The organism is Brucella sp. JSBI001 (genome assembly GCF_026014005.1).
Lineage (GTDB): Bacteria > Pseudomonadota > Alphaproteobacteria > Rhizobiales > Rhizobiaceae > Brucella > Brucella anthropi.
Genome location: NZ_CP110339.1, coordinates 612,328 through 631,115 on the forward strand (window position 1 = coordinate 612,328; position 18,788 = coordinate 631,115).

Here is an 18,788-nt window from a genome sequence, read left to right on the forward strand (position 1 = left end):
TTCTGTTGAAACGGTTGAGAAGTCTTCTAAGTTTGTCGACAGTTGCAAGATCTCTGGACGAGGCATTATAAATTCCAGAAAGCGAGAGACCAGCTTTGTCAGTCGTTCTCCATTTTATATAAAACCTAAGTTGGTCTCATTTTATCCAGATGTTGAGAACACAGTTGCTCTATTTGGGCGATGAGCAGGTTTGTCCGCTTCAAGAGCCAGCGCAGCGCTTCCTCAGTGATGTCAAAATGCGGCGAATAGCGCGCCTTCACATAAGCTTCGTTGACGATATTGAACCAGGCTTTGTAACGCTGTTGGTCCTGAGGCCAGGCTTTGGCGAGCTCTTTTTTTTGTCCTTCGGCAAGACGGCGTAGAAATTTGAGATTATGCGAAGCTGGTGAGTAATTCGTGGTAACCAGTAGAAAAGTTGAATAGGCCTGCTCGACTGCTTGATGCAGGATGAACGCAGCCTCGTTCAACTCGCCATGGTCGATGCCAAGCTCACCCCATCTGACAAAAGCTTTTGCATGCGGCAACCGTCGGTCGAAATACTCTTTCGCGATGCGATAGGCATCTTTGGGATTAAGAGTGCCGGGTTGGGCGAGCGGTTCGGGCTCGAGTTCGTAAAGCACGATGCCTTCCCGACGAATGTCCGTAAAGAAATATCGCCCTTCCTTAATTCGTGTGTTTACCTCCCGGAGCGAGTGCACAATGAAATTCACAGGTGTTTGCACATCGCGAAGCCGCATCAGCCGGTCCTCCGCTTTATGCCAGTATGTTTCGAAATCGGCCAATTTTCGGTTGTTGACGATAATCAACAGATCGAAATCTGAACGGTAGCCTTTGCCAGTGTGCGGTTCGTCAACCTGTGTGCCGCGTGCATATGATCCGAACAGAATAATTTTCAGAATTCGGCCGCGTTTTTTAAACTCAGCTGAACCTTCTTTGAGTGCGTCGTCGAACTCCTCAAAAAGAATCTCTACAATACGCCGCAACTCGTGCTGCTTGACGTGGGGCAGGTGATCGATACGGTCTTTCATCAGCACGGGGGTGCACCTGTCAGTTTGAAATTCAGACGAACGATTTTGCGTGTCGGTACAGGATGCAAAATTCAATGAGGGGGATCAACTAAACGATTGCAAAGTTTTGACAAAGATCCCTTCATAAACTATCTGGTCAACGCTCGTCTGTTTCTAGCTACTGATGTGAATAGGCGCTCATTTTAAACTCCATTAAAAAATTAATTTTCTTCAGGACTAGTCAGTTGAGAACCTTTGCCGCCTGGAAAATAAGTTGGATTCACGATGGATGGCTCTCGCAGGTGCCGTTTCCTGCTGCCTGTAAGTCTTCTGGATCACCCGGTGAACGGGCTTAAATTCTCCTTTCAATCTTCATTGCACGCCGCTCTATGACAATCTGAAGGCCGGAAAAAATCTCTGGTTGCTTTCGACCGGCACCGGTCTCGCGCCATTCCTGTCGAGAGTTTTATCTTTCGCTTGCATTGTCTTGGGCGCGGTGCACGTGATCAGTAATGCCAATCCGTTGTGGCGCCTCTGCTGCCTGAGCACGCCTCTAATCGATTCTATTGTCGCGGCTCGTCTTTTTTGGTTGGCAGCGGGCTTACGGATCGCATAAGCAACGAGGAGCAGGTTCTGGGAGTGCTTGCAATTGTTGCAAGCTTTCTATGAGCCGGTCCTGCATCAAGGAGGCCATGATGGCGAAGTGGGTGTACACGTTCGGCGACGGCAAGGCAGAAGGTGCGGCAAGCGACCGTAATCTTCTCGGCGGCAAGGGGGCGAACCTGGCTGAAATGAGCAGCCTTGGTCTCCCGGTGCCTCCAGGCTTTACGATTACGACCGAAGTCTGCACCTATTATTACGATCATGATCGCACCTATCCGGCCGAATTGATTGATCAGGTTCAGGCAGCGCTAGCCCATATCGCGAAAGTGACGGGGCGCAATTTCGGCGATACCGAAAAGCCGCTTCTGGTGTCGGTGCGCTCCGGTGCCCGTGCTTCCATGCCGGGCATGATGGATACAGTGCTCAATCTGGGCCTCAACGACGAGACCGTGCAGGCCATCGCCCTTGAGGCGGGTGACGAGCGTTTTGCCTATGACAGTTACCGTCGCTTCATCCAGATGTATTCGGATGTCGTGCTGGGCGTCGATCATGGCTTCTTCGAAGAAATTCTGGAAGACAAGAAGGCCGATCTCGGCGTCGAGGTCGATACGGCGCTGACGGCCGAGAACTGGAAGGATGTCATCGGATTCTACAAGGCCAAGGTCGAGGAAGAGCTAGGCCAGCCTTTCCCGCAAGACCCGCGCGAACAGCTATGGGGCGCTATCGGCGCCGTCTTCTCAAGCTGGATGAATGCGCGCGCCATTACCTATCGGCGCTTGCACAATATCCCCGCGGCCTGGGGCACGGCGGTTAACGTGCAAGCCATGGTGTTCGGCAACATGGGTGAAACCTCTGCGACTGGCGTTGCTTTCACACGCAATCCTTCGACAGGCGAGAAGAAGCTTTACGGCGAGTTCCTCGTCAATGCGCAGGGTGAAGATGTCGTTGCCGGTATTCGCACGCCGCAGAACATCACCGAAGAAGCGCGCATTGCGGCCGGTTCCGACAAGCCATCGCTTGAAAAGGTAATGCCGGAAGCCTTCGCTGAATTCCTCAAGGTTGCTGACCGGCTGGAGCAGCATTATCGTGACATGCAGGACCTCGAATTCACCATCGAACGTGGCAAATTGTGGATGCTCCAGACCCGTTCGGGCAAGCGCACCGCAAAGGCGGCGTTGAAGATGGCCGTCGAAATGGCAGGCGAAGGCCTCATTTCTGAGGAAGAAGCGGTTCTGCGTGTCGATCCGGCAGCGCTTGACCAGCTTCTGCACCCGACCATTGACCCGCGTGCGGAGCGCCAGATCATTGGTCAGGGCCTCCCGGCATCGCCGGGCGCTGCAACAGGCGAAATCGTCTTCTCTTCGGAAGAAGCCGAACAGGCAAAGTCGGAGGGCCGTAAGGTCATTCTTGTTCGCATCGAGACCAGCCCGGAAGATATTCACGGCATGCACGCGGCAGAAGGCATTCTGACGACGCGAGGCGGCATGACCAGTCACGCAGCTGTTGTCGCACGCGGCATGGGCAAGCCATGCGTTTCCGGAGCGGGGTCGCTTCGCGTCGACTATCGCAATGGCGTCATGCTTGCAGCAGGCCAGACCTTCAAGAAGGGCGATGTCGTTACCGTTGATGGTGGCACCGGGCAGGTCCTGAAAGGCGCTGTGGCCATGCTGCAGCCCGAGCTTTCCGGCGATTTCGGCAGGCTGATGGAATGGGCTGACCGGACCCGCCGGATGAAGGTTCGCGCCAATGCAGAAACCCCGGCGGATGCCCGCACGGCGCGTTCGTTTGGTGCAGAAGGCATAGGCCTCTGCCGTACTGAACACATGTTCTTCGACGGAAGCCGGATCGTCGCCATGCGCGAAATGATCCTTTCGGACAATGAAGAAGGCCGCCGCACGGCTCTCGCAAAGCTTTTGCCGATGCAGCGTTCGGATTTCGTCGAACTTTTCGAGATCATGAAGGGACTTCCCGTCACGATCCGCCTGCTCGACCCACCATTGCACGAGTTCCTGCCACATACGGACGAGGAAGTCGCAGAGGTTGCCCGATCGATGGGTGTCGATGCGGCAAAGCTGCGCGAGCGCGCTGATGCCCTGCATGAATTCAACCCGATGCTGGGCCATCGCGGCTGCCGTCTGGCTGTATCCTATCCGGAAATTGCGGAAATGCAGGCGCGGGCGATTTTTGAAGCTGCTGTCGAGGCAGGCAGGAAAACCGGTGAACATGTGGTGCCGGAAGTGATGGTGCCGCTGGTCGGACTGAAAGCCGAACTGGATTTCGTCAAGGCACGCATCGATGCCGTTGCCAAGGAAGTCATGGCCGAGGCAGGCGTCAAGATCGACTATATGGTCGGCACGATGATCGAACTGCCGCGCGCGGCCTTGCGCGCAGCAGAAATCGCCGAAACGGCTGAGTTCTTCTCGTTTGGCACCAATGATTTGACGCAAACGACATTCGGCATTTCACGCGACGATGCGTCGTCGTTCCTGACCTCCTATCAGCAGCGTGGCGTGATCGAACAGGACCCGTTCGTGTCGCTTGATCTCGAAGGCGTTGGCGAATTAGTGAAAATCGCCGCCGAACGCGGACGAAAGACCCGCGAGAAACTGAAGCTCGGCATTTGCGGCGAGCATGGTGGTGATCCGGCGTCGATCGCATTCTGCGAAAAGACAGGTCTCGACTATGTTTCCTGTTCGCCGTTCCGCGTGCCGATTGCCCGTCTTGCCGCGGCACAGTCGGCTATACGCAAGGTTTGACAGCATACCACAATTTGGCTTAGCTACCGGAGTAGTCTCTGGTAGTTAAGCCATTTTTAGAAGATATTGTTATGCTTCGTTGTATTGCTGCGGCAGGAGCCGTCATTCTCGTCACGACCAGCATTGCCAGTGCCTATGATATCTCGCCGCAGGAGCGTGCGGAGAACAACCCCAGCCACGACACGATCAAAATCGTTGAGCCACAATTGCATATTGCACGTGGTGGCGCCGCATCGCCCCAGGTGGCGCTGACGCTTGATGCCTGCATGGGCAAGACCGATCACCGGATACTCGATATGCTGGTGCAAAACCGTATTCCAGCGACGATCTTCGTGACCGGACGATGGATAAAGCAGAATCCTGCAGCCATGGCGGTTCTAAAAGCCAATGCCGATCTGTTCGATATCGAGAACCATGGCGCAATGCATATTCCGGCCATCACGAACGAGCCGAAAATGTATGGTATCAAGACGGCAGGGTCACTTGAGGCGGTCCATCTGGAAATCGATGGCGGCGCGACGGCGATCACTGATGCCGGAGTGTCGAAGCCCGTTTGGTATCGTGATGCGACGGCCCGTTATTCGACCGATGCGATCAAGCTTGCGATAAGCATGGGCTACAAGATCGGCGGTTATTCGCTGAATGGTGATCAAGGGGCCTCGTTGCTGGCGCCGACGGTTGAGCGCCGCATCGCCGCCGCGCGTGATGGCGATGTCATCATCTCGCATATCAACCAGCCAACGCGCTCAGCGGGCGAGGGGGTGGCCAAAGGCGTTCTGGCCTTGAAAGCAAAGGGAATGAAATTCGTACGTCTTAAGGATATCGAGACGACGATGACGCTCAACCCGGTCGCTCCACACAATCTTCATGCGGGGGTTCCGAAGCCTGCAGCGCCGAAATAATCCCGTTCAGGCGCCGTTGACTTTTTCCTTCGGGGAAAGACTTTTCATGACCGCGGCATAGTTGCGGCCAAGGCTTTCAAAGACTGCATTTTCGCCCGTTGGCGGTTCAACGGACAGCGTCGTGCCGTCGTTGCGCAATGTGACGAAGATAACCTGATCTTCCGGTTGCCCGGCAATAGCAATTGCACCGATGCGTTGTGCTTCGCTGGTGTCAACAGCAGGCATATTGAACAGAACTTCACCGCCAACGCGTTCCGCGGCCTTGGCGAGCGCGGAATCAAAACCTTCGATAAGGACGTCGATGGCTCCAAGCGCAAACTCCAATTCGACGGCTTCGAGCGTCATCGCATCCTCTGCGGTTGTGCCGTTCGATGACTGGTTGCCATTTTGAAGGGCGCGATCCATTCCGTCCTCTCCGACGATTGCAATATAAGCCCCCACATACGCAATCATGCCTTCTGTTAGCGGTTGCTGCAATGCCTTTTTATTTGATTTACCTAGCTTTTTCTCACTTATTCTTAAAGCTGGTGATTTTTGCAGGCTAAGAACGCATCTCGAAAAGTGGGAAGCGATTTTCGGATCAGATGCGTGTTGAACAAACAATTGGAGCGCTGATCTGACGTAATCAGACCGTATTGCGCTCCGGAGGGTGCTGCCCCTAATGCGATTTGCCTGATCTATCAAGCACGCTAAGCGTGCATTAGCTATTGCTTTTGTAGATCGCTAAACATTCCTCCCAGCTGGTTTTGATCGCGGTCAATGCCATTTCCTCACGAATCTTCGACGTTCTCCTCATCACAAGGGAATTGGTGTCGGAGGGCACATGAAACTGATCTGGAAAGCGGCGGTCGGCGGCGCGGGTGCGCTAGCTGCAGCCTGGCTCTTTGCGCTTTCAACACCCCATTGGCTGACGGCGAAACACGAAGCCACCGTCGATGTCACCAACACGGCTTTGATCGAGAAAGGCGAGTATGTCGCCCATGCGGGCGACTGCGCTGCGTGCCATACGGCTCCGGGAGGCAAGGCGTTTGCGGGCGGGCTTGGCATGCAGACGCCGCTTGGCACGATTTATTCCACGAACATCACGCCAGACGGAAAAACCGGCATCGGTGGCTACAGCTATACCGAGTTCGAGCGCGCGGTGCGGCAGGGTGTACGCCGGGATGACGTTCATCTTTATCCGGCAATGCCGTTTGTCTCCTATACGGTCGTGAATGACGAGGACATGAAAGCGCTCTATGCGTTCTTCATGTCGAAGGTGGAGCCGGTAGAGCAGGAAAACCAGCCCAGCACCTTGCCGTGGCCAACCAACATGCGGTGGCCGCTCGCCTACTGGCAGCTTTTCTTTGGAAACTCGCGTCCGTTCGAAATTGCAGCCGATACCGATCCGGTGATCGCCCGCGGCGCTTATCTGGTCGAGGGGCTCGGTCATTGCGGCGCGTGTCATACGCCTCGTGGTCTCGCCTATGAAGAAAAAGCGGTGAAGAACGATCCGAAGGGCAAGTTCCTGTCCGGTTCGGTTCTGGAAGGCTGGTATGCGAAGAACCTGCGCGATCAGGATACAGGGCTTTCGACCTGGGCCGAAGATGAGATCGTCACCTTCCTCAAGACCGGGCGCACTGATCGCACAGCGGCGTTCGGTTCGATGGCCGATGTCGTGCAGCATTCAACCCAATATCTTGCGGAAGATGATTTGCGTGCAATTGCCCGTTATCTCAAGTCGCTGCCGCCGAGCGAAGGTCGTGAGCGTGAATGGCAGCCGATGGAAGATGTGACGACGGCGGCGCTTAAGGCGGGAGATTTCAGTGCACCGGGCGCACTGTCCTATGTCGAGCAATGTTCGGTCTGCCACCGTATGGACGGCAAGGGTGCACCGCGCATCTATCCGACACTCGCCGGGAATTCAATTGTCTTTGCCGATGATCCAAGCTCGCTCATTCAGGTCACTCTGACCGGGGGCAGGACGCCTGACACGCCTGCGGACAGGATGGCTTTCACCATGCCGGGTTTCGCCAATCTTCCGAACTGGCAGGTCGCCGAAATCCTCAACTTCATTCGCAATGGTTGGGGCAACCACGGCGCTGCAATAACGGAGCAGGATATCTCGCGCATGCGCCGTGAAATCGCTCACAAGCCCGTCCATTACGTTCCGGAGAACAAGCAATGAAAACCAGTACGATTGTCGTTCTTGGTGCCGGTTTTGCCGTGGCAGTAACGGGCGGCGCGTTCCTCTTCAATCACCTGCGGCCCTCGCTGGATGCTCCAGCTCCGATGGCCTATGCGGTTCTGGATAAGGAAAAAAATCAGGTCGGAACCTATGTCATCCCGCCGGACCGGGACATTCTCAAGCAGCCGAACGCACCCGAGATCATGCACGGCAAGCGGCTGCTCAACGAAACGGCGCGGCTTTTGCCCGACAATGTCGGCAACGGCCTGAACTGCAATTCCTGCCACATGGGGCAGGGCAAGATGGATAACGTTGCCTCCTATATCAATACCAGCAATTTCTATCCCGCCGTCATGCCCCGCGCAGGCAAGGAAGTCGATCTGGTGATGCGCATCAATGGCTGCTTCCAGCGATCGATGAACGGCAAGCCGCTGCCGCCTGATGGAGCCGACATGAGGGCCATGATCGCCTATTTGGACTGGCTAGGACAGGACGTGAAGAAGGGTACGAAAGTGGCGATCCGCAATGCCGGTCCCATCGACGAAAGCCTTGCTCCCGATCCGGAAAATGGCGCCAGAATCTACGCCGCACAATGTTCGACCTGTCATGGTGCGGGCGGTGAGGGCATGAAGGATCAGGCCGGTGACTATATCTTCCCGCCGCTTTGGGGCGATGAAAGCTTCAATATCGGCGCCGGGATGGCACGGACCTACAAGGCGGCACAATTCGTCAAATATGCGATGCCGCCCGCACAGAACTACAATCTGCCCATCGGGCAGGGCGGTGTTCTGACCGATCAGGAAGCCATTGATGTGTCGGAATATTTCACTCACATGCCGCGCCCCGATTTCGCAGGCAAGGTGAAGGACTGGCCGAACATGAAAAAGCCGAAAGATGCGCGTTATTAGAGCATTTCCAGCAAAAGTGCGAAGCGGTTTTGCGTAGGACCGTGCGACGAAACAAATATTGGGAGCGGTTCCAGCAACCCCGTTTTGACCGAAACCGCTCTAAATGATAATGCCAAGAAAAGTGCCCCACCATGTTCAAGCCAGGCGGGGCATTTGAATTGCTACGTCGAAGTTTTGCCGAGCGAAAATCTCTCTGCTATTCATACTGCGTGAAAACAGAGAGACAGAGCGGCTCCAATGATTCAGTATAAGCTGGAAATGCTCTCGGAGACTGCATGAGAAAACTTCGCTACCAGCGGCGTCAGTCGCGCTCTGCGGTTTGGGCGCTTCGGTTTGGTGTTTTTGCGCTTGTGCTGCTTGCGATGGCGTTTCTTCTGCATCGCTTCTGGACACTGGAGACACCTGACTTGATGCTACTCGCCGGATTGAGCACCGGTCTCGCCGCTCTGGCCCTTCTCTGCTCGGCCAAAGGTTTTCGCAATCTCTGGATCAATGGCGACAAGGGCGGCGCGCGCTCCTTCTGGGGCGGTATATTCGCTTTTGCGGTGTTGCTTCCAGTCGGGCTGGTAACGTCACTGTGGTATCTCTCTCCGCCGCTTTACGACATCTCCACCGATTTCGAGACGCCGCCGCAATTCCCGTCCAACATGCCGCCACGCCTTCAATGGATGAACCCGCTGACAGTGGCCGTGAGTGGCGATGCGCTGACCCAGTTGACCGCCTATCCTGATGTGGTTGGACGCCGCTATGAAGCCGCACCCGACCGCGTTGCGCAAGGGGTCGAGACGGTTCTCAGGACTTTCGGATGGCAGGAGATGGCGCGTAATGCTTCTTCGCCGGAACAGAACACCACGCGATTTGCAGTGACGGCGCACAGTTTCATTCTGGGCCTGAAAAGCGATATCGTTATCCGGCTGCTTGACGAAGGCGAAACCACCTATGTCGATGTGCGTTCACTGTCACGCTATGGCAAACGCGATATGGGGCAGAATGCCGGTTTCATAACCGATTTTCTGGGAGCGCTGGAAGGCGAGGTCAACAAGGCTCCCGCTGACGTGGAATAATCAGCCAGGAAGATAGATACTGTCGAGCGATGGATGGCCATCGGTCGTGACCTCGCCACGTCCAACCAGATCTTCTAGATGCGCCAGCACGGACAGCGCAGCCGCACCATGCAATCGCGGATCGGTGTCGCGATAGATCACTTTCACCATGTCGCCGATTGTCCGGTCCCCCTGAAGAACACGCTCTAGAATGGCACGTTCGCGCATCTTGCGATGGGCACGCAGGCCGCGAACGAAGGTGGCAGGCTTGGTCACAGCGCCGCCATGCCCCGGCAGATAGACCTTGTCATCGCGTGCCAGCAGCTTTTCCAGCGAGACCATATAGTCATTCATCGAGCCGTCAGGCGGTGCGACGATGGATGTCGCCCATGCCATGACATGGTCTGCGGAAAAAAGAACGCCCGTTCCCTTCAAGCCGAACGCCATGTGGTTGGCGGCATGTCCGGGTGTGTGAATCCCTTCCAAAGCCCAGCCATCGCCTTCGATCATGCTTCCATCGGCCAGCGCTATATCCGGAACGAACTCCGTATCGGCGCTTGCCTCGAGCAGGTTTGTTTCGCCCGCATAATACGGGCGGGCAGGGCGATGCGGTCCCTCGGCAACGGTGCGGGCGCTAAGTTTTACCTTCAGGCGCTGCGCCAAAGGTGAATGGTCGCGGTGGGTATGGCTGACGAAGATATGGCTGACCGGGCGACCGGCTACGGCTGCGATCAAGGCATTATAATGCGCTTCATCTTCCGGGCCGGGATCGATGATCGCCAGCGTATCCCTGCCGATAATATAGCTGTTGGTGCCGTAAAAGGTGAAAGCGCTCGGATTGTTGACGGTGAGGCGCAAAATGCCTTTACTCAGTTCAACCGGTTTCCCATATTGGGGCGTGAAACTGCTGTCGAAAACAAGCGCCATTGAAGCGGCTTCCATTCTTCTTTGGTTTGATTGATGAAACGGCATAGGCCTTATATAGTCGGGTTGCAAACGTGAACAGTCACGCGCGCTGACAATCGCGTCAGCGGGCAGATTCCGGAGAATTTCGCATTCCGGTGTCTGTCAGCGCGTTAAAAGTGGAGTTGGATATGCCTCATAGAGCAAAGTCTCGCGTCGCCACGGCCTCTCTCGCCGCAGAATATCTGCCCACCAGACAACTGGCTCGTGCTTTCTGGTTTGTCGGGCTTGCGCTGATCGGAACGGCTGTTCTTACCATTTCCGCCAAGATCAAAGTCGATCTGGTCTATGTCAACGTGACCATGCAGACTTTCGCTCTCTTTGCAATTTCAGCTCTGTACGGTTCGCGGCTCGCCGTGGCGACAGTTGCTCTTTATCTGCTTGAAGGCACGCTTGGTATGCCAGTCTTCACCGGGACGCCGGAGAAGGGCATCGGCCTTGCCTATATGGTTGGCCCGACGGGCGGATATCTGCTCTCCTATCTTGCTGCGGCCTGGATCGTCGGGCGCGCTGCCGACAAGGGACTGGCACGCAACCCACTCGCTCTCGGCGGTGCAATGTTGCTTGCAGAAGCTGTTATTTTGCTAATGGGGGCAGGCTGGATGGCTTACCTCTTCGGTCTGGAAAAAGCCATTGCCTTCGGCTTCGGCGCCTTTATCGTCGGCGATCTCGTGAAGCTCGCACTCGCTGCATGTGGCGTGCCTGCAGTGATGTCGCTCCTGAAGCGTTGAATTTTTATCAGTTTTACATGTTGAAAGCCGGGTCTTTGGCCCGGCTTTTTCTTGTTTCGGTTGAAACTGCTTCGCAATTGACAGAAGTCACATCACCAAGCTTTGTCACTATAAGAAATCTGCTTTTACGGGGAGGATGATTTGCACGTCGAAACTCTGGTGATTGAACCGCTGACAAAAGAAGCTTTTGCGCCGTTTGGCGATGTCATCGAGACTAAAGGGGCCGAGCTTCGCCTGATCAACAATGGCACGACCGAGCGATACCACGATCTAGCGCGCGTCGAAGCCGCTGGCACCGAAGCAAGGGTTCTCATCAATATTTTCCGGGGGCAGTCGTTCGAAGCGCCAATCGACATTGTCATGATGGAACGTCATCCATTCGGTTCACAGGCATTTGTTCCGTTGAACGGCAGGCCCTTCCTCGTGGTGGTCGCCGAGGATGACGGTGGCAAACCTGCAGGTCTGCGTGTTTTCCTTGCGCGCGGTGATCAGGGCGTCAATTATCTGCGCAATGTGTGGCACCACCCGCTCTTGGCGCTTGAGCAGAAGTCTGATTTTCTGATTGTCGACCGGGCAGGCAAGGAAGACAATCTGGAGGAGTTTTTCTTCTCCGACACCACATACCGCATTGAAACAACAAAACCTGCCTGAGCTTTATCGAGGGATATTATGGGTAAACTTTCCACGCATGTTCTCGACACTGCCCATGGCAGCCCTGCGGCGGCGATGCGTGTCGAACTTTATCGTATTGGCGTAAACGGCGCTCCCGAACTGATCAAGCGCACGGTGACCAATCTTGACGGACGTACGGATGCTCCATTGCTTTCCGGCGATGAATTGCGCACTGGCATTTACGAGTTACAGTTCCATGTTGCCGAATATTTTGAGGGGCGCGGTGCGGAACAAGCCAATCCGCCGTTTCTCGATCTTATTCCGATCCGCTTCGCAATCGCCGATGTCGACGGAAACTACCACGTGCCTTTGCTTGTCAGCCCGTGGTCCTATTCAACGTATCGTGGAAGCTGATCCGGACTTATCCCCTTTTCGGGCAGACGAACTAGACTCCTCGCATTACCCAATGCGAGGAGTTGTTCATGGACCAAACCCCAAATCTGCAAATGCCCTATATTCTGCCCAGTCAGGCGCAGAAACATGTCACTCATAATGAGGCATTGCGGCTGCTAGATGCCGTCGTGCATCTGAGCGTCAAGTCGCGGAATCGAGCCGAAGCGCCGGAAACACCTGTCAGTGGAGATCGCTATCTCGTGGCTGCGGCTGCTGCCGGGGCATGGGCAGGAAAAGGCGGCGCAATAGCATCTTTCATTGATGGCGGATGCCAGCCTGTTCAACAATGCCGGTGCAGGCCAGCAGGGGAAGGTGAACAAGCAGGCGGTTAGTGATACCGCAAGCCTTCTGTATCAGACCAACTGGACCGGCTTTGCCGAGATGGGGTTGAATGGCAGCAATGATTTCAGCGTGAAGGTAAGCAGCGATACCGGGCAATGGCGTGAGGCGATAAAGATCGATCACGCGACCGGCAATGTTGCAGTAGGCTCAATCTGGCCACAGACCCGGCTTCATGTCGATGGCCCCATCCGCCCGGCATCTTATGCCGTCGCGGAGTTACGCTCTGCCGGAAGTCACGGTGCGGGCGCAATGATATTCGTGACCAACGCTCCATCCGGTGCTGAAATGGCCTATTCTGACGGCGCGACCTGGCGCAGTATTCGCAGCGGCACTGTCATTGCTTAAAGCATGTCTTCCGAACGTGGGAACCGATTTTGGGATAAAGATATGCGTAAAACAGAGAGATAGAGTGCGGCGGATTGGCCCACACTGTTACCAGGATACAGTTTACGGGCCGTAATTTAGCCAAAAGATGCTTGTTAAGCCTCTGAAACGGCAATTGATATAGTTCTGCCGGAAGACTCATGTTAACGGTGCCGAGAAATTAAAATGCTTCGCCGCTGCGGCGTGCAGCAAGCGGCGAAGGGATTGACTAAGCTTTAGTCCCCATTAGTAGTAAGACTAGCCTTATGGCGCTGGAATCGTTCCGGTATTTCTCTCCGTGGGAGAGCGGGATAACACGCGTATGAGTTTGAAATATCCATGGCAGAGACTGGCGCTTTTGCCCCGCGCCAGCAAACAGATCATTCTGATGCTGAGCGACTGTGTTCTGCTGTTGCTGAGTGCCTATCTGGCGTTTGTCATTCGTCTTGGCTTCGTTTTTGTACCGAACGAAGGGCAGACATTCCTGATTTTCATCGCGCCCGTTCTGGCAATTCCGGTTTTCGTTCGGTTTGGACTTTACCGCGCTATTATCCGTTATCTGGCTGAACGGGCGATCTGGCCGATTTTCCAGGCTACCGCCATTGCCGCGCTTTTCTGGGTTGCGCTCGTCTTCCTAATGGAACTTTACGGTAGTACCGGTCTGCCGCGTTCGGTTCCATTGCTCTACTGGCTTTTGAGCACGGTGTTCATATCGGCCAGCCGTTTCGGTGCGAAATGGCTTTTGCGCAGTTACGAGTCGGATAAACGTTATACGAGTTCAGCACTGATCATCGGCGTGGGCGAACCAGCTCGACAGCTCGCAACGGCGCTCCGCAGCCACAGCGACACATTGGTGGTCGGCTTTGTCGATCCGGATGGCCAGCTCAGCGGCATGGATATTATCGGACTGCGTGTCTACGGGGTGGAAGACATTCCTGCCTTGATTGAAAATTACGGTATCAAGCAGGTAGTTGTATCTGAACCCGCGCTGGAACAGAAACAGCGTCAGGATTTCGCGCGGCTCCTCGGGCGCCTTCCTGTCAGTACACGTATTCTTCCGCCGATCGCTGATTTGACGGCCGGGAAATATCTGGTCAGTTCGCTGCGCAATGTGGAGATCGACGATCTGCTCGGGCGTTCGCCCGTGCCGCCGGATGCAGCTTTGTTGCGAGAAGTAGTCGAGGGCCGACGTATTATGGTGACGGGAGCTGGCGGCTCCATCGGCAGCCAGCTCTGCCGCACCATTGCGCAATGGAACCCGGCCTGTATTGTCCTGTTCGAGTCGAGTGAATTCGCGCTTTACAACATCGACCGGCAGTTGAGGCAGATAGCCAGTTGCGAGATCGTGCCGATCCTGGGGACAGTCAGCAACCGGGACTGCGTCGAGAATGCCATTCGCGACCACAATGTCGATACGGTCTATCATTGTGCGGCTTACAAACATGTGCCGCTGGTCGAGAAAAACCCGTTGGTCGGTATTTTCAACAATGTGTTCGGCACGCTGGAAGTGGCTCAGGCCGCTCTCAACACCGATGTCGAGCGCATGGTGCTCATCTCGTCCGACAAGGCGGTGCGACCAACGAATGTGATGGGTGCAACCAAGCGCTGGGCCGAGTTGGTCGTCTATTATTGCGGTATGCTGGCTGAACAATCCGGAAAGAAGAAGGCATTCTATTCTGTCCGTTTCGGCAATGTGCTGGGATCGAACGGTTCGGTCGTTCCGCTCTTCCGCGAACAGATCGCCAATGGTGGTCCGATTACGCTGACGCATGAGGACATGACCCGCTACTTCATGTCGATCAAGGAAGCCGCCGAGCTTATTGTACAGTCTGGCGGCATTGCCGCGTCCGGCGATACGGTTCTTCTGGAGATGGGCGAGCCGGTGAAGATCCGCGACCTGGCAGAGAACATGATCCTACTGGCAGGGCTGACCGTTCGAAACGACGAAAACCCGCACGGCGATATTGCCATTGAGACGACGGGGATTCGCGAAGGCGAGAAGATGTATGAAGAACTCTTCTACGACCCTGCGCAGGCAAAGCCGACGCGCCACCCCAAGATAATGCGCGCTCCTCGGGGCAAGAAGGCTGAGGTTGATGTTCCGGCCAGCCTCACTGCACTTCGTATTGCGATGGAAAGTGGTGATCTTGATGCGGTTCGCAAGGTTCTGTTCGACGTTATAACTTCCTGAAGCGCCCGCGAAAATCCAGCAGCATAACCAGTGTTGCGACAATTGCCACGAGCAGGAAAGCGACCTGGGTGATTGTGTGGTCCAGAGCAAGCAGCGCAACGGCGCAGGCAACAAGAATCACATTCAAAAGCGCTACATGGCCAATCACTTTGAGCACGCTCCAGCCGGAGCGTTTCGCTGCCTGATAGGCATGTTTGGAATGTGCTTTCAGAATATTCTCACCCTGACTTAACCGCATCACGATGGTCGTGCCTGCATCCAGAATATAATAAAGCGGCAGGATCAGTGCGACGGCGATATGCGTTTCGCGCGCGAGCAGGATCAGCGCTGTGCCGGTGATTAAGCCGAGCGGCAAACTTCCTGAATCACCCAGAAAAATAGTTGCGGGCGGACGGTTGAAGAGGGCGAACCCCAGAACTCCGCCCGCCGCGATGATGCCGATGCCGCCACTTTCCAGTCCGGCCAGACCGAGAGCGGCCAGAATCCCGGTGCCAGCCAGCGGAATCCCTATACCAGCTGCGGTCATGAGATCGAGACCGTCCATGAAGTTGGTCACATTGATTGACACCACCAGTGCAAAGACGACAAGAATCACCTCAAGCCAGTGGGGCAGGAGGTCCGGCAATACCCGGAAATCCGATCCCAAACCGTAGACAACCAGTCCGGCAGCGATGAACTGTGATCCCAGTCTGATGATTTCTGAAAGCTCATAACGGTCATCCAGTCCACCGACGATCCAAAGCAACAGCGACGCCCCGGATAGACAAAGCGCCAGATGGGCATTGATTTCTAGGTCCGGTGCAAAGACGAGCAGTGTCGTGATGATAGCGGGAACAAGCGCCAGCCCGCCGATCTGCCGCGCTACCGTCGTATGATTGGAACGAGAACTCATACGAGCCGCGAGAAAGCGCTCGGGCAAGAGCCGGTTGAGTAGATAGAGACCGATGCCGCACAAGGCAGCGCTGACGAGAGACGAAATCAACAAAAACAGCATAGCGAACACCGAAAATACACCCGTCCGTAGGGAGTAGCAGCTTTGAAGTCAGACGCAAATCGACGGTTTTGTTTTAGAGAACAAGTAGCGACGATAGGCGGTTGAAAACGTTGTTCACAGGGCCTGTAAGCTTATGCGGTATTTCGTGATTAGGCGATTGCGCTCGGGTTTCGAAGCGGCTATAAGGCCGCGCAACAGATTGCTTTGGTTTGATTTGTTGGGGCGTAGCCAAGCGGTAAGGCAGCGGTTTTTGGTACCGCCATTCCCTGGTTCGAATCCAGGCGCCCCAGCCATGAATCACGTGTAAAATCAATATCTTGTTGATTTTACTTAATGTTTTCCCAGCTGGGAATCCTCAAGATTTTTTCCATTTCGCCGACTGTGCACAAAACTGTGACACAGAGCTATGACACATATCGATTCGCCTTGGTCGGTTTGTCTCGTGGCTCCAAACGGCAAGTTCATTATGGCAATCAGACATCAGGTTCAGAATCTTCAAAGGCGCGGAAATATTTTTTACTGGCGTGCGCGCCTTCCGGCACATCTGGGACGCAATATTGGCTCGCGTCACCTTGCTTTCAGCCTCAAACAATCTGATCATCGACAAGCAGGCTACATGGCCCGCAAGCTCAATCTTATGCTTTATGAAATTGCAGAGAACCCGCGAAGTGTATTGATGTCGAAAGAAGCTCTTGAAGGATTGTTCCAATCCGAAATCGCGCGGATGAATGATCATATGGACAACCTGCAGGCTGCCAGCAGGAGCACGACGGTAGGCTTCCATCACATTGATAATATTCGTTCCGATCTGGAAGCAGGTTGGGCCTATAGGCTTCTGGAAAAATTTGGCACCCGTCGGATCCTGTTTGAAGATGCATCCTGTCTGGGCTGGCGTGTTCTCGAAAAAGCAAACGTCCCGCAGAGCCTGCATCAAGGCATCGTTACAACATATTGTGGAGAGCGAGAATACGCAGAATCATCACGCTTTGCTGGTGAACTGAGAGCGCTCATGCAGGAGCATGGTCTCGCGTATTCGATCCTGAATTTCGAAAAAGCGAAGGCCGAGTATTTTAAAGCGCGTGCTGATGTACTGCTGAGCATCGATGATCGCTATCTCATCGATTATCCAGACGAGCAGGCTGAACCAGCCCCCATCCAGCCAGCACCAATTGTTTCGGTTGTAAACGTGGAACCTGTGTCGGATATCATTCCACAGCCACAGCCACAGCCACAGCCACAGCCACAGCCACAGCCACAGCCACAGCCACAGCCACAGCCACAGCCGGTCGTGGAATGTCCTATTCCTGTATCAGCAGCTGACATGCTGGGGCTTACTGGGCAGGACTTGCCAGTGAAGCAATTCATGAAGCAGTGCGACCTTTTGATTGCCAACAACCGTGAGAACTGGAACGAAGACACGGCAAGCGACGTCAAGACAGTCGTTCGCATTTTCTGCGGTATTCTGGACGAGCACAATGTTCTCACGAGTAGCACCATTAATCAGACCCACTTGGCGGCATTGCGCCAGCATTTCAATAACATCCTTGCCAGATGGGGAAGTAGTTCGCGTTACGTGGCAATGACGACCGTGCAATTACGTGAGGCGACAGAACGGGAAGTAATCCGCGCACAAAAGCTTAATTTGCCAGCACCCAAGGTCGGCTTGTCGACTGGAACAATCAGGCGTCACCTTGGTAATCTCGAACAGTTCCTGAACCATCTTGTCGCGTCAGGTTTCACGTTGCGGGCATTCACGTTCAAAGGGATCAAGCCGAAGAAACGCAGCCTCGCATCCGTTCGGGCGCTGACTGCTAAACCCGGCCCTGAGCAGGTTGAACCGATCTTCCAGCTTCCAGTGTTCGCCGGTTGTGCCGGGCCGATGCCGCAGGAAATGCGGGAGCTCGGGCAGGCCGTATATCATTCGTCCCTTTATTACGTGCCAATGCTCTACGCATATCTGGGCGCAAGACGCGCCGAATTTACGGGCCTCATGGTTGATGATGTGGTTTACGCAAAGGATGAGGGTATGTGGTCTATCAAAATTCGGAAAAATGAGCTCCGAGGATTGAAGAACCTCCAATCAGAACGCGATCTCCCCGTACCAGATGAGCTTATCCGCCTGGGTTTTATCAACTACGCAAAGCGTTTGAAGGAACTCGGACACAGATGTTTATTTCCGGAATTGGTCGCTCCAAGACGCAAGAACGATACCGGTGATCGTTTCTATAAGAGCTTTGTCCCTTTGCTGAAAGCGGAAACGGGGCTTGGTGATCAGCTTTGGAGTCGCGCAATCCATGCCCTGCGCCACGGTTTCAGCAACACGCTGAAACAGAAGGGGATAGAAATGTCGATCATGGAAGACATTACCGGGCATCTGGGCCGAACGGAGGGAGAGACACGTTATACGAACATTGCCAGCTTGACGGTGATGAAAAAAGCAATCTCCGTGTATCCGGTATTACGGGGCATCTGCAACCACAGCCCTTACGCTTGCTGTCGTATGTCGAGGCAAAAGAACCAGCGCCCTGGTTTGGAAAAGAAAAAGAGCAGCCGTCCCGGCGTCGCAATTCGTAATTAAGAAAACAGCGCGACGTCGTTAGGTGTCGCGCTATATCTATTATCAACGTGGGAGGCATCCATCGAACAGAACGGAAAGCGTAGCAGATCCGTGTTTCGGAAATAGGCCGGGGAAAATATATTATATGGTGTAAACGGCGTTTGCATCGGCGGCCCCAGTACGTGATATGAATTGC

At 54.8% G+C, this 18,788-nt stretch carries 14 protein-coding genes, 1 tRNA gene and 2 pseudogenes; 13 read left to right on the forward strand and 4 right to left on the reverse strand.

What is annotated here, in order from left to right:
* Positions 1-125 precede the first annotated feature (125 nt).
* Positions 126-1,028 (reverse strand): nucleotidyltransferase and HEPN domain-containing protein, encoded by a 903-nt coding sequence (locus tag LJ361_RS02850; protein WP_213506769.1) that lies wholly within the window; start codon positions 1,026-1,028, stop codon positions 126-128.
* Positions 1,029-1,386: 358 nt separating this feature from the next.
* On the opposite strand from LJ361_RS02850, the pseudogene LJ361_RS02855 reads away from it, so the two are divergent.
* From LJ361_RS02855 to LJ361_RS02865, 3 genes and pseudogenes are all read left to right on the forward strand, one after another.
* A pseudogene (locus tag LJ361_RS02855) lies at positions 1,387-1,467 on the forward strand (ferredoxin--NADP reductase); the annotation flags it as partial.
* A gap of 235 nt (positions 1,468-1,702) precedes the next feature.
* On the forward strand, positions 1,703-4,366 hold the full coding sequence (ppdK, locus tag LJ361_RS02860; RefSeq protein WP_264813571.1) for a pyruvate, phosphate dikinase: 2,664 nt from the start codon (positions 1,703-1,705) through the stop codon (positions 4,364-4,366).
* Positions 4,367-4,437: 71 nt separating this feature from the next.
* Positions 4,438-5,268, forward strand: a complete 831-nt coding sequence (locus LJ361_RS02865) for a polysaccharide deacetylase family protein (protein WP_264812631.1) — start codon at positions 4,438-4,440, stop codon at positions 5,266-5,268.
* Between the two features lie 6 nt (positions 5,269-5,274).
* Here the strand turns inward: LJ361_RS02865 and LJ361_RS02870 are convergent, their stop codons facing one another.
* Positions 5,275-5,673: a hypothetical protein gene (locus LJ361_RS02870; RefSeq protein ID WP_264812633.1), complete on the reverse strand. Its 399-nt coding sequence runs from the start codon at positions 5,671-5,673 to the stop codon at positions 5,275-5,277.
* Between the two features lie 418 nt (positions 5,674-6,091).
* On the opposite strand from LJ361_RS02870, the gene LJ361_RS02875 reads away from it, so the two are divergent.
* The 3 genes from LJ361_RS02875 to LJ361_RS02885 all read left to right on the forward strand — a co-directional run bounded on the left by LJ361_RS02875 (position 6,092) and on the right by LJ361_RS02885 (position 9,407).
* Positions 6,092-7,435 carry a c-type cytochrome gene (locus LJ361_RS02875; RefSeq protein ID WP_264812634.1) on the forward strand — a complete coding sequence of 448 codons (1,344 nt, stop codon included), beginning with the start codon at positions 6,092-6,094 and terminating at the stop codon, positions 7,433-7,435.
* On the forward strand, positions 7,432-8,343 hold the full coding sequence (locus tag LJ361_RS02880; protein ID WP_036578016.1) for a c-type cytochrome: 912 nt from the start codon (positions 7,432-7,434) through the stop codon (positions 8,341-8,343). The genes LJ361_RS02875 and LJ361_RS02880 overlap by 4 nt, the downstream gene beginning before the upstream one ends.
* Positions 8,344-8,618: 275 nt before the next feature.
* Complete coding sequence (locus LJ361_RS02885) at positions 8,619-9,407, forward strand: DUF1499 domain-containing protein (protein WP_264812636.1); 789 nt, start codon at positions 8,619-8,621, stop codon at positions 9,405-9,407.
* Here the strand turns inward: LJ361_RS02885 and LJ361_RS02890 are convergent, their stop codons facing one another.
* Complete coding sequence (locus tag LJ361_RS02890) at positions 9,408-10,313, reverse strand: MBL fold metallo-hydrolase (protein WP_264812638.1); 906 nt, start codon at positions 10,311-10,313, stop codon at positions 9,408-9,410.
* Positions 10,314-10,480: 167 nt separating this feature from the next.
* Here LJ361_RS02890 and LJ361_RS02895 point away from each other — a divergent pair, with 167 nt between their 5' ends.
* The 5 genes and pseudogenes from LJ361_RS02895 (at position 10,481) to LJ361_RS02915 (ending at position 15,041) form a co-directional block, all read left to right on the forward strand.
* Entirely contained in the window at positions 10,481-11,080 is a 600-nt protein-coding gene (locus LJ361_RS02895) for a biotin transporter BioY (protein ID WP_264812639.1), read from the forward strand.
* 141 nt (positions 11,081-11,221) lie between these two features.
* Positions 11,222-11,731, forward strand: coding sequence for an ureidoglycolate lyase (locus tag LJ361_RS02900; RefSeq protein WP_264812640.1), 510 nt, complete (start codon positions 11,222-11,224; stop codon positions 11,729-11,731).
* An 18-nt stretch (positions 11,732-11,749) separates the two neighbouring features.
* Entirely contained in the window at positions 11,750-12,106 is a 357-nt protein-coding gene (gene uraH, locus LJ361_RS02905) for a hydroxyisourate hydrolase (protein ID WP_264812641.1), read from the forward strand.
* Between the two features lie 68 nt (positions 12,107-12,174).
* A pseudogene (locus tag LJ361_RS02910) lies at positions 12,175-12,832 on the forward strand (DUF2793 domain-containing protein).
* A 340-nt stretch (positions 12,833-13,172) separates the two neighbouring features.
* Positions 13,173-15,041 carry a polysaccharide biosynthesis protein gene (locus tag LJ361_RS02915; RefSeq protein WP_264812642.1) on the forward strand — a complete coding sequence of 623 codons (1,869 nt, stop codon included), beginning with the start codon at positions 13,173-13,175 and terminating at the stop codon, positions 15,039-15,041.
* Here the strand turns inward: LJ361_RS02915 and LJ361_RS02920 are convergent.
* The gene (locus LJ361_RS02920; RefSeq protein ID WP_264812643.1) at positions 15,028-16,035 is read right to left on the reverse strand and encodes an MraY family glycosyltransferase; all 1,008 of its coding nucleotides are present in this window, start codon (positions 16,033-16,035) and stop codon (positions 15,028-15,030) included. The genes LJ361_RS02915 and LJ361_RS02920 overlap by 14 nt on opposite strands.
* A gap of 218 nt (positions 16,036-16,253) precedes the next feature.
* On the opposite strand from LJ361_RS02920, the gene LJ361_RS02925 reads away from it, so the two are divergent.
* Both LJ361_RS02925 and LJ361_RS02930 read left to right on the forward strand, forming a co-directional pair.
* Positions 16,254-16,328: transfer RNA gene (locus LJ361_RS02925), tRNA-Gln, on the forward strand.
* A 113-nt stretch (positions 16,329-16,441) separates the two neighbouring features.
* Entirely contained in the window at positions 16,442-18,613 is a 2,172-nt protein-coding gene (locus tag LJ361_RS02930; RefSeq protein ID WP_264812644.1) for a DUF6538 domain-containing protein, read from the forward strand.
* The last annotated feature ends 175 nt before the right edge of the window (positions 18,614-18,788 follow it).